This is a genomic window from Caballeronia sp. LjRoot29 (assembly GCF_964252755.1).
Taxonomy (GTDB): Bacteria; Pseudomonadota; Gammaproteobacteria; order Burkholderiales; family Burkholderiaceae; genus Caballeronia.
Window position 1 is genome coordinate 58,601 of sequence record NZ_CAXUPU020000038.1, and the last position, 11,122, is coordinate 69,722.

Sequence of the window (11,122 nt, forward strand, 5' to 3'; positions counted from 1 at the left end):
GTTCAGGCACAGCCAGAATATCCTTGTCAGGAGCACGAAATGAATGAAACGACCCCGCGTCCCCCCATCGATATTGCCCGCATTCTGTTCGTGATCGTCATCCTGTCGGCGTTGACGATTGGCAGTCTTTATATCTTGCGGCCGTTTATTCCGGGGCTTATTTGGGCGACAACTATTGTTGTTGCGACCTGGCCCGTGATGCTCGCCATACAGCGCCGCGTCGGCAATCGCCGATGGATTGCAACGGGAATCATGTTGCTCATCCTGCTGGTCGTGATTGCACTGCCGCTCTACGAAGCCATTTCGACACTGGCCATACACGCGGCCGACATCATGGGGACCATCAAGCTTCTGCCCACCTACGCACTGCCGCCTCCGCCTGGCTGGGTCGGCGATATTCCGCTAGCCGGGCAGCGCGCCGCGCATGAGTGGCAGACGTTGTCGGACGCCGGGCCGGGCGGCATTCTTGCGAAACTCGAACCGTATCTGACGATTGTTGCGCGCTGGATGCTCGGTCATGCAGCCGCTGTAGGCGTGTTCGTGATTCACATGTTCGTCACCATTATTATCGCGGGCATTCTCTATAGCCAGGGCGAAGCAGCGGGTCGTTTCGTAACCCGTTTCGCCACCCGGCTTGCTGCGCAACGCGGCGCGGCCGCGGTCAAGCTGGCGGGCCTGGCGATTCGCGCAGTCGCGCTCGGGATTGTCGTGACAGCGGTGGCGCAGTCGGCGCTGGGCGGGATCGGTTTGTGGATAGCAGGCGTTCCTGCCGCCGGAATATTGACTGCGGTCATGCTCATGTTGTGCCTCGCGCAGATCGGGCCGTTGCTGCCCCTACTCGGCGGTGTCGCATGGCTTTTCATGCACGACTCAACCGTTGCCGCCATCTTGCTGCTGGTCTGGTCGGTCGCGGTCGCCATGCTCGACAGTCTGCTGCGGCCCATTCTGATCAGGCGCGGCGTCAATCTTTCGATGCTGTTGATCCTGGCCGGCGTGTTGGGCGGCATGTTCGCGTTCGGGATCGTCGGTTTGTTCGTTGGCCCGGTCATCCTGGCGGTGGCGTCGACACTACTGGAAGCGTGGATGAGCGAACCTCCGCCGGTGGTTGTCGTCGACGTTGCGCAAGATGATCGGCCGATGGCCGCAGGCAATTCGAAAGAATTGTCCTGACGCGGCAGGCGCGCGAGGGTTCCTTCGGGCTACGTTGCACCGGTACATGGCTAGAAGCGTCCGCAGTTAGCCATGTACCGAACGCTAAGCGATTATCGTGGATGCCCTAGCCGTGCCTTCGTTGTGTGTATTTCAGCTTGCAGTTCCTCTATGCGTTGCAACAACGATAACGCCAGCGCAAGCCCTCGCTGATCGAGTTCGAAGTCGTCGCGCAGCCGCCTTGCGGTCTTCACCGTCACGACATAACGCAACTGGAACATGCGGGCGGAAGTGCCGGTCTCAGCGGGCTTGATGATGCCGGTATCGACGAGGTCTTCAATTTCCTCAATCGATAAACCCGATGCCTCCGCCAGATATTCAAGCTGGCAAACGTCCACGTCGTTAAGCCAGACCGACTCGCTCAATGGTGTGCTCATGGCTTTTCTCCTTACGCGAAATGTGCGCGCGGGTTGAAGGTCGATGCCGCCGCCAGTTGTTCCAGCAGCTCGTGTTCACGAGCGCTTACCGTCTTCGGCACTTCTATCCTGACAACGGCGTAGAGCGCGCCGACGTTGCCATCGGCCGATGCCAGCCCGCGTTTGGCGAGCCGCAATTTCTGGCCTGCGGTCGTGCCCGGTTTCACGCTGAGTTCTACCGTTCCCGCCAGGGTTGGGACGTGTACGCTGGCCCCCAAGACGGCTTCCCAGGGCGCGAGCGGCAGATCGATGTAGAGGTCGCGGCCATCGGGCCGATAGAGCGGGTGAGGCTGCAATTGAAGCGACACATACAAGTCGCCGGGGCGCCCCCCATTAAAGCCCGGGCCGCCCTTGCCGGCTAATCGCAGGCGCTGGCCGTTGGCCGCTGACTTGGGAATGGTGATCCGAAAAGTCCGCGGCACGTGATGCGCGAGCCCGTTGGCGTCGAACTCGGGAAGTCCGGCACTCAGCTCGATCTCGTCGCCGCGATGGATCTGCTCAAGCGACACCGGCGCGGCGATTTCATAGTCCTGCCCGGGCACTGGAAAGCTTTGTCTGCGATGAGCGCCGCCGCTGCCGCCGCCACGGCCAAAGGCTGCGAATAGATCGGCGAGGTCGACATCGTCGAGACCGGCATCGCCTGTATGGAAATGTTGCTGCCAATCCGGTGGCGGCGTGAAGGACTCGCCGGCCGGGTGTTTGCCGAGGTTGTCGTAGGCTTCGCGTTTTTCCGGGTCTTTCAGCGTGGCATAGGCTTCGGCGACCTCCTTGAACTTCGCTTCGCTGTCCGGTTCGGCCGAGACGTCGGGATGATATTTGTGAGCGAGCTTGCGGTAGGCTTTCTTGATGTCCGCGAGTGTCGCGGTGCGCTCGACTCCCAAGGCTTCGTAATAGTCCTTGAATTTCATTTGAGACCCAAAATAAAAGTGGAAGGAGTTTTCGTCTGAGCTAAGACGTCGCGACGGCGGGTATCGCGTTCCCCCGTTTGCATTGCGTGGCTAGCTCGTTGTGGCGGGCAATGACCTCGATCAATCACGTCGATAGAAGAGTGTAAGACAAGGCGGCGCGGTGCGGGAAGTGGCCAGGAAACACGCGCTCAATAGCAATTCGCGCACCCGCGGAGCCGCGAGAGCACCACTTCAGATCGACGTCACCACCATGGCCACCGAGATCACCAGCATGACCGCCGTTGCCATCCAGCCCAGCGCTCGCAACCAGCCCTTGGCCGCAAACTTCCCCATGATGTCCGGACGCGACACTATTTTCATCATCACGAACATGACCGGCACGGCGACGACGCCATTGAGCACGGCGCTCCAGTAGAGGGCCTTGATCGGGTTGATCGACGTGAAGTTGATGATCATGCCGATCAGCGTAGCCACTGCGATAGTCGCGTAAAAAGCCTTCGCTTCCTGCATTTTGCGCGTGAAGCCCACCGGCCAGTTCCGCGCTTCACCAATCGCATAGGCCGCCGATCCCGCAAGAACAGGCACGGCCAGCAAACCGGTTCCAATCAGCCCGACCGTGAAGAACAGCGCGGCGAACGGGCCTGCAATGGGCCGCAACGCTTGCGCCGCTTGCGCCGACGTTTCGATGTCAACGATACCGCCCGCGTGGAGTGTCGCCGCCGTCGTTGCGAGGATGGCAAGCGCGACCAGGTTGGACAGTCCCATGCCCGCGAGCGTGTCGACCTCGATACGGCGCAGCGCCTTGGGACCCTGTTCGGGGGCATCGAATAGATCGAGTCGACGGGGATGTACGTGCATGTCCTCGACTTCTTCGTCGGATTGCCAGAAGAACAGGTACGGGCTGATCGTGGTGCCAAACACCGCCACGACGGCAGTGAGATATGCCGATGTCCACACGGGCCTTGGCAGGACCATGTTGCTCGCGAGTTGGCCCCAGTTGACGTGCGCCACTGCCAGCACGGCGAAATACGCAAACAGCGACAACGTGAACCACTTCAGCACTGCCACATAACGCGTGTATTGCAGCAGCAGTTGCATGGCAACGCAGATCACCGAGAACAGCAGCACGTAGAGCCACTTGGGACCGGGCAGCAACAGCGCGAGGGCATCGGCCATGGCTCCCAGGTCCGCGCCCAGATTGACTATATTCGCGATCAGCAGAAGCGCGACGACCCACTGCAGCAGCCACGTTGAATAGTGCAGGCGCAACACCCCGGCTATGCCGTGTCCCGTCGTGCGCCCGATGCGGGCGCTGATCATCTGGATGGCGACCATGAGCGGGTAGCTGAACAACAGCGTCCACGACAGTCCATATCCGAAGGCCGCGCCCACCTGGCTATAGGTCGCGATGCCGCTGGGATCGTCGTCGGAGGCGCCTGTGATCAGGCCGGGGCCCAGCACGCCGAGCAAATGCGGTTTGGTGGGGCCGATCACCGGATCGCGGCCCTCTGCATCGTATTCCTGGGAAGGCTCGTCCATGATGGCGTGGTGGTATCAGAAGGAAGGGGGGGTGTCCGGCACAGTGCGCGGGCGCGGTCTTTTTGACGGTCTGCCGGCGGCGACGCTTCCTGCAGAAAGCTCCACGATCTCCGACGTGATCTCCTCTTGTCGCAGCCGGCGATAATCGCCGGTCAATGCGTCGAGCTTGTCATGGACGTTCGTGCGTGCAGCGATCATCGCCCGCATGCGCGCTTCATTTTCGGCGGCGAACGACAGCATGATGGCTTCGCAAAGCTGCGCGAAGATGTATTCTTCCGCGAGTTGCGATAACAACTGCTTTGGCGCGAGGTTGATAAGCGGTGGGTTGCGGCGCGCGCTTGTGGGAGACGGTGCCGATGAATTAGCCGAAAAGCGCCCGTAATCGAACGGCAGCAGGGTCTGCTCGACGGTCTGGACGGAGGCGGTTGGGTTCGGTGTAGCGTGAATCACACTCACGCGAGTGGTCTGCCCGGCGACCAGTCGCTGGAACAGAATATGGGTGAGGCGATCGGCGAGTGCGGGCACTTCGTCGGCATGAGTGACCATGGGTGCAGACCAGCCGATGTTCAACCCGCGTTCTGTTGCCGCCACGATCCCGCGGTCACCGAGCAGCAGGTATTCCGTCGATGAAGACTGAGCATTTGCAGCAGCTGGTGCAAGCGCTGTATCGATCACATGTTCGTTGTACGTGCCGACAAAACCCTGTTCCGCGCACAGGACGATCACCATGGCCGTGTCATGCTGCGCGTCCGCGCTTGTGGTTTCCCGCGACGCGTGATCGTCGATCAGAAGTAGCGCATCGCCAATTGCCGCGCCGACAATCCGCGCGCAGGCCCGGATGCCATCCAGCCGGCTGCGCGCTTCACGCGAGCGCGCCGCAGCAATACCGCGCATTGCGCCGACCACCGATTCGAGCCCGTGCACGCCATTCATCCGCGCCTGAACTTCGCTGAGTTTATTGCTCATGTTGAAGCGGCTTCGGGTTTGGTTTCGTTCGTGTGCCCGGCTTCAGGCGCGGCGCTAACTTGCACTGCAAGATCGCGTACGGCGGCTATCAGTGCGGTCAACGTGGCCTCGTCGAGCGTCCCCGTTGCAACCAGCTCAGCGCTCGCGGCAGGCGCACCGTGCACGTCCAGATGTGCCGCAAGTCTCCCGCGAACCGTCGCAATGCAGCTGACCGGCGCTTCATCGAACACGCCATCGGCGAGCGCGGCCAGGAGCGCGATTTCATCGACAGGACGCAGCGCCGCAAAACGCGGCTGTGTAATCAACGCGCGAATCCGCTGGCCACGATCTACTTGTGCCTTGACCCTTGGCTCCATCGCGCCGCCAAAACGCGTGAACATCTCGAGTTCCAGGAACTGCGAATAGTCGAGCCGCAAACGCCCCGATACCTTGCGCAATGCGGGCAATTGCGCCTTGCCGCCGACCCGGCTCACGCTCAGGCCGACATCGACGGCGGGGCGCTGGTTGGCCGCGAACAGCGCGGCGTCGAGCATGATCTGCCCATCGGTAATCGAGATCAGGTTGGTCGGAATGTAAGCCGACAGATTACCGGCATCGGTCTCCGCAATGGGCAATGCAGTGAGCGATCCACCGCCAAGTTCCTTGGACAATTTCGCAGCGCGCTCCAACAGCCGGGCGTGCAGGTAGAAGATATCGCCGGGGTAGGCCTCGCGGCCGGGCGGCTCGCGGGTAAGCAACGCGAGTTCGCGATGCGTCGCGGCATGCTTGCTCAGGTCGTCGATCACGATGAGCGCGTGTTGCCCGCGGTCGCGAAAATATTCGGCGATGGACATACCGCTGAACGGGGCGATCCATTGCAATCCCGGCGACGCTGCCGCCGACGCGACCACGAACACGCATCGCTCGGGCGCGCCATGGCGGCGCACGGCATCGATGACGCGCTGCACGGCGGTCGCACGCTGACCGATCGCGACATAGACGCAGATCATGTCGGTGTCCTTCTGATTCACGATGGTGTCGATCGCAATCGAGGTCTTGCCGGTCGCCCGGTCGCCGATGATCAGTTCGCGCTGCCCGCGACCGATTGCAAACAGCGCATCGATTAGGAGGATGCCTGTGGCGACCGGTTGCGCGACCAGATCCCGGTCGATGATGGAAGGCGCCGGCCGCTCGATCGGCAAATGCGTTTCAGCCGATACGGGTTCGTCGTTGTCGAGTGGCCGGCCGAGCGGATCGACCACTCGCCCGAGCAGTCCGGGACCGACCGGCACTTCCACCACTCGGCCCGTTCCGGTGACGCGTGAGCCGGCGGAAATCGCATCGCCGTCGTCGAGCAGGACCGCGCCAATAGCATCGGCGTCCAGCGTCAGCGCAAAGCCGAACCGGCCGCCCTCGAAGCACAGCAGTTCGTTCAGGCGCACATCGGGCAGGCCTGAGACGGAAGCAATGCCGTCGGACACGTGTTCAACGCGCCCGACAGTTTCCGCCTGCGGCGCAAACTGAGTGCGGGCGAGGGCGGCGCGGCTGCTGGCGAGCCAGTCGTTGTCTGCCGTGGCGGGGTCAGGTCGGTCGAGTGTCATGCGCTGAGGAGCTCCGCTTTAAGGCCGGCGAGATCGTGGCGAAAACTGTTGCGTACGAGTGCGTGCGGCGCTTCCAGTTCGAGCCCTGCAATCACGGCGGGATCGACTGTGATCTGAACCTGCAACGGATGACCGAGCGCCTTCGTGAACGCGGTCTGACATGCCGCCAGTTCATCGCCACTGAGGGTGCGAGGCACGATCAGATGGACCGGATCATCGTTGCCGGTCAGTTGTGCGCGGGTAGCCTCGGGCAGCGCAGCGAGCTCGCGCGCCAGCCCATCGATGAATCCCGCGATCCGCGCCTCGGCGGGCAGGCGGTCGAGTAGCCGCGCGGTGATATCGAGTGCGAATTGCGATGCGCGATCGGAGTCGGCTGACGCGGCCTCGCGCCAGCTGGCATCGATGGCGGTTTGCGCGGCCGTGCGCATCTGGTCCGCCTCGGAGCGGGCCGCGTTCGCAAGCGACGTCTTGAGCTGCGCGGCTTCGGCCGTCGCCGCTTCCAGCAGATGCGTGCGTTGCGCGGCAAGTTCAGCACACTCAGCGGTGGCCTTCTGCTGTTCAACGATGGCCGCAGCTTTGGCTGCGGCGGCATCGGCCATGAGCGCTGCGGCTGCATGCTGGCGCTCCGCCACGATTTTCGCCACCGGCCGGAACAGAAAGCGCGCCAGCAGCCACACGAGCACCAGCGCGTTGACGGTCTGCAGCAGGAGGGTCCACCAGTCGATATGCATGATCAGTGCGCACTCACTTCACGAACGGATTGGCGAACAGCACGAGCAGGGCGATGACCAGACAGTAGATCGCCATGGTCTCGATCATCGCCAGGCCGACGAACAGCGTGCGCGAGATCGTGCCGGCCGATTCCGGCTGCCGCGCGAGCGCGTCCATGGCGGCGGCGACCGCGCGGCCTTCGCCAAGCGCGGGCCCGATTGCACCGAACGAGACCGCGAGCGCTGCGGCGAGAATGCTCACTACCTGGATCAGATTGTTCATTGCTGGCCTGCCTCTTTGCTGGAAGTCTTTGTGGAAGTTTCGGCTAGCGCGGCGCCTATGAAGACCATCGCGAGAACCGTGAAGATATACGCCTGCACTGCGCCGGTAAGCAGGTCGAGCGCCATCAGCGGAATGGGGACGAGCAGTCCGGCGAGCGATAGCACGATGCCCACCACGAAGACCCCGCTCATCACGTTCCCAAACAGACGCACGACCAGCGAGAACGTTCGCGTGATCTGCTCGACCACGTTGAGCGGGATCATGATCCAGGTGGGTTCGGCAAACGTGGCGAGATAACGGCCCAGACCGCGCGTGCGAATGCCGTAGAAAATGGTTGCGAAGAACACGATGAGGGCCAGCGCGGCGTCGGTTTCCACGTGCGCGGTCGGCGGTTCGACACCGGGCAGCAGGGAAGACCAGTTGCTGACCAGGATGAACAGGAAGAGCGTGCCGACCAATGAACGATATCGCTCGGGCTCGGCTTGCATGGTGTCGCGAATCTGGTCGTCCATGGTGCTGACCACCAGTTCGAGCACCGTCTGCATTTTCGATGGCGTGAGCGACAAGCGGCGCGTGTACCAGGCGGCGCCCCCGGCTAGCAGGGCCATGATGACCCATGTTGCTACTACCGGTGACGATACATCGATGGGCCCGATATGGAACAGCGTGGCAGTGACGAGAGGCGAGGCGATCATGGCGTGCTGACCTGTACGCGTCGCAAGATGACGCTGCGCGCCAACAGCAAACCGGCCGCGCCGCATAACAGTGGCCACACGCCAAGTTTAGCCAGGACACCGAAGAGAACGACCACGCCCGCGAGACGTAGGAGTTGCAGGCCGATAGCCTTGGCCGGCGTGCCGGAGATCAGCAGCCGGACGTTCCAGCGCAGGGTCGAGAAGTGGATTGCGCCAGCCGCAAGCCCGACGCTCACACCAATTGCGATCTGGGCTGCGAGCGGTAAGTGATAAGTCATTGCCGATCTCTCCGGGTTTGCCGATGCATCCATTTCCATGCGGACCATAATCCAACGGCTGCGCCTGCCATGAGTAGCGGCGCCGAGAAAAACACGCCGGTGTTGAAGTGCCGATCGAGCCAATGGCCGATGACAAGCCCAAGCAGCGTCGGCACGACGATGGTCCAGCCAAGAATGCCGATCTGGCCGAGACGCACGCCAAGCGATGGTTCCGGCTCTTCCCGCAACTCGCGTTCGCGTTGCACGGCTTGCCGCGCGGCATGCGCCATGCTGTCGTCGTTGCGCTTTGGGTCGATATCGCCAGGTGAGGCTTGAGTCACGGCCCTGCTCCATCGGCCGATCCGGCGCTTGGGCGCAGATATCGGAGCAACTGGCGAACGGCTTGCGCATGAAGACGGGTTTCATCCACGCGCGCACGACGCACTGCGTCGAGCTGCGCTGCGCGCGCGGCATGGACTTGCGCCTCGAGTACTTCGAGCGACACGCCGCTCGTGCCCATCACACCTTCACGGCATGCAATCGATACTTCGTGTCCGCCCGATACGCGCAGCACGCCTTCCTTTACCGCGCAAAATTGTTCGATGCCGTCGGCGGCGTGCCATCGGAGAACGGACGGCGCGAGCACGGTCAGGAACGCCGCGTGGCCCGGCAAAATGCCGAAGCTGCCCGTGGCGTCTTCGGCACGCAGCGCTGCGACCTCCGTGCTGTCGAACAGTACGCGCGACGGCGTGGCGATGACCAGGTGCAGGAGCGCGCTCATGATTCGACCTGTTCCGCAACAGGCCCGGTCTTGGCCGCCGTTGCCGTTGCCGAGGCCGCTTCGCGAGCACGGGCTTCATCGAGTGTGCCGATCATGTAGAGCGAGCTTTCCTGCCAGTTGTCGCAATCGCCGGTGAGGATTGCCTTGCAGCCGGCGATCGTATCGGCGACCGCCACTGAGCGGCCGGGCACGCCCGTGAACGCCTCCGTGACGGTGAACGGCTGGCTCAGGAAGCGCTGCAGCCGGCGAGCCCGTCCAACGATGCGGCGATCGTCCACGCCCAGTTCCTCGACTCCGAGCAGCGAGATGACGTCCTGCAGTTCCCGATAATGTTCGATGGTCTTGCGTACCTCAATGGCAACCGCTGCGTGCTCGTCGCCGACGAAGGCCGGATCGAGCAGGATGGACGACGAAGCGATGGGATCGATGGCGGGATACATGCCCTCGGCGGCCATCGAACGCGACAGGACGATCATGCTGTCCACATGCGCCGCGATGGTCGTCACGGCGGGGTCGGTGAAGTCATCTGCCGGAACATAGACAGCCTCGATCGCGGTCACCGATACACCGCCGACCGACACAATGCGCTCCTGCAGCGCGGCCACTTCGCTTGCGAGCGTTGGCTGATAGCCGACCCGCGAGGGCAGCCGTCCAAGCAGGCCAGAGACCTCGGCACCTGCCTGGACAAACCGGAAGACGTTGTCCATTAGCAGGAGCACGTTCTGGTGGCGTTCGTCGCGAAAATATTCCGCGACGGTGAGCGCCGTCAGCGGCACTCGCCAGCGTGCGCCCGGCGGTTCGTTCATCTGGCCGTAGACCAATACCGTCCGCGGCAGCACGCCGGAGTTGCGCATGTCGAGCAGCATCTCGTGGCCTTCCCTCGACCGTTCGCCGACCCCGGCGAAGACCGAGATGCCTTTGTAGCGTTCGACCATTGCGTGGATGAGCTCCATCACGAGCACGGTCTTGCCGACGCCGGCGCCGCCGAAGGTGGCGGCCTTGCCGCCTTGTGCAAGCGGGGTCAGTAAGTCGATGACCTTGATCCCGGTCCAGAAGATCTCGGTGGCTGCGCTCTGCGATGCAAACGGCGGTGGGGCGCGATGAATCGGGCGGCGCGGGACGTCGTCGGCGAAGGGGGCGCCGCGGTCTCCCGGCGTTCCGGTGACATCGATCAGACGACCTAGCATGGCTTCACCTACCGGCACGAGGATCGGCCCGCCGGAGGCACGCACGGCTGTGCCGCGATTCAGCCCGTCGGTGGATTGGAGCGCGAGTGCGCGGACTGTGTGTTCGTCGAGGTGAGCTTGTACTTCAGCGATGATCGGTGGTCCGCGATCCGTGAAGATGGACAGAGATTCTTCGATGAGCGGTAACGCGGTGTGGTCGAACGCGACATCCACGATTGCGCCTCGTACTGCGACTACGCGGCCTTGGGCGCGTTCACTCGGACTCGCGTTCTCCACGCCATCCGTCAAGGGATGGTTTTCGGTGGATGCGACCGCGGGTCGAGTGTTCAATTTGCTTGCCTTTGGAGGGGGTGTTCTTTCTTGCAACTGAAAGGCGTGTATCGCGTTGTTCGCGGGTCTGGCCGCCGTGCGCGCGCGATCAATAGTGATGGCGAGAGTCAACTGTATCGGGAGGGGCAATCGGATGATTGATCTGTATCAAGGGAAGAGGGGCGATAGCGGTCAGGGGCAGTTCCAGGTTGCGCGGGTTCTGCGTTAGCGGTCGGGTTCATTGCCGGGTTGGTGCTTTCCAGGTCTTCGCGGGTTATGTGC

13 protein-coding genes are annotated in these 11,122 nt (G+C 62.8%); 1 reads left to right on the forward strand and 12 read right to left on the reverse strand.

The genetic code is table 11. The annotated features are described in order from the left end of the window. Positions 1 to 39: 39 nt before the first annotated feature. Positions 40 to 1,170, forward strand: coding sequence for an AI-2E family transporter YdiK (gene ydiK, locus ACSQ83_RS29965; RefSeq protein ID WP_414950391.1), 1,131 nt, complete (start codon positions 40 to 42; stop codon positions 1,168 to 1,170). A gap of 92 nt (positions 1,171 to 1,262) precedes the next feature. Here the strand turns inward: ydiK and ACSQ83_RS29970 are convergent, their stop codons facing one another. The 12 genes from ACSQ83_RS29970 to atpD form a co-directional block, all read right to left on the reverse strand. Further along, entirely contained in the window at positions 1,263 to 1,586 is a 324-nt protein-coding gene (locus tag ACSQ83_RS29970) for a chaperone modulator CbpM (RefSeq protein WP_436230633.1), read from the reverse strand. An 11-nt stretch (positions 1,587 to 1,597) separates the two neighbouring features. Continuing rightward, on the reverse strand, positions 1,598 to 2,533 hold the full coding sequence (locus tag ACSQ83_RS29975) for a DnaJ C-terminal domain-containing protein (RefSeq protein WP_436230634.1): 936 nt from the start codon (positions 2,531 to 2,533) through the stop codon (positions 1,598 to 1,600). A 231-nt stretch (positions 2,534 to 2,764) separates the two neighbouring features. Then, positions 2,765 to 4,072, reverse strand: coding sequence for an NRAMP family divalent metal transporter (locus tag ACSQ83_RS29980; protein WP_436230635.1), 1,308 nt, complete (start codon positions 4,070 to 4,072; stop codon positions 2,765 to 2,767). A 15-nt stretch (positions 4,073 to 4,087) separates the two neighbouring features. Beyond that, the gene (locus tag ACSQ83_RS29985; protein WP_436230636.1) at positions 4,088 to 5,038 is read right to left on the reverse strand and encodes a F0F1 ATP synthase subunit gamma; all 951 of its coding nucleotides are present in this window, start codon (positions 5,036 to 5,038) and stop codon (positions 4,088 to 4,090) included. Then, on the reverse strand, positions 5,035 to 6,618 hold the full coding sequence (locus ACSQ83_RS29990; protein WP_436230637.1) for a F0F1 ATP synthase subunit alpha: 1,584 nt from the start codon (positions 6,616 to 6,618) through the stop codon (positions 5,035 to 5,037). Before ACSQ83_RS29990 ends, ACSQ83_RS29985 begins: the two co-directional genes overlap by 4 nt. Beyond that, positions 6,615 to 7,349 (reverse strand): F0F1 ATP synthase subunit B family protein, encoded by a 735-nt coding sequence (locus ACSQ83_RS29995; protein ID WP_436230638.1) that lies wholly within the window; start codon positions 7,347 to 7,349, stop codon positions 6,615 to 6,617. The genes ACSQ83_RS29990 and ACSQ83_RS29995 overlap by 4 nt, the downstream gene beginning before the upstream one ends. Before the next feature lie 13 nt (positions 7,350 to 7,362). After that, the gene (locus tag ACSQ83_RS30000; RefSeq protein ID WP_031359402.1) at positions 7,363 to 7,611 is read right to left on the reverse strand and encodes a F0F1 ATP synthase subunit C; all 249 of its coding nucleotides are present in this window, start codon (positions 7,609 to 7,611) and stop codon (positions 7,363 to 7,365) included. Then, a complete protein-coding gene (locus tag ACSQ83_RS30005; RefSeq protein ID WP_414950384.1) occupies positions 7,608 to 8,306 on the reverse strand; it encodes a F0F1 ATP synthase subunit A in 699 nt (232 codons plus the stop codon). The genes ACSQ83_RS30000 and ACSQ83_RS30005 overlap by 4 nt, the downstream gene beginning before the upstream one ends. Then, on the reverse strand, positions 8,303 to 8,584 hold the full coding sequence (locus tag ACSQ83_RS30010) for an N-ATPase subunit AtpR (RefSeq protein WP_414950383.1): 282 nt from the start codon (positions 8,582 to 8,584) through the stop codon (positions 8,303 to 8,305). The genes ACSQ83_RS30005 and ACSQ83_RS30010 overlap by 4 nt, the downstream gene beginning before the upstream one ends. After that, complete coding sequence (locus ACSQ83_RS30015; RefSeq protein WP_414950382.1) at positions 8,581 to 8,904, reverse strand: AtpZ/AtpI family protein; 324 nt, start codon at positions 8,902 to 8,904, stop codon at positions 8,581 to 8,583. The genes ACSQ83_RS30010 and ACSQ83_RS30015 overlap by 4 nt, the downstream gene beginning before the upstream one ends. Beyond that, on the reverse strand, positions 8,901 to 9,344 hold the full coding sequence (locus ACSQ83_RS30020) for a F0F1 ATP synthase subunit epsilon (protein WP_436230639.1): 444 nt from the start codon (positions 9,342 to 9,344) through the stop codon (positions 8,901 to 8,903). Before ACSQ83_RS30020 ends, ACSQ83_RS30015 begins: the two co-directional genes overlap by 4 nt. Continuing rightward, positions 9,341 to 10,819 carry a F0F1 ATP synthase subunit beta gene (atpD, locus tag ACSQ83_RS30025; protein ID WP_414950482.1) on the reverse strand — a complete coding sequence of 493 codons (1,479 nt, stop codon included), beginning with the start codon at positions 10,817 to 10,819 and terminating at the stop codon, positions 9,341 to 9,343. Before atpD ends, ACSQ83_RS30020 begins: the two co-directional genes overlap by 4 nt. Positions 10,820 to 11,122: the final 303 nt, after the last annotated feature.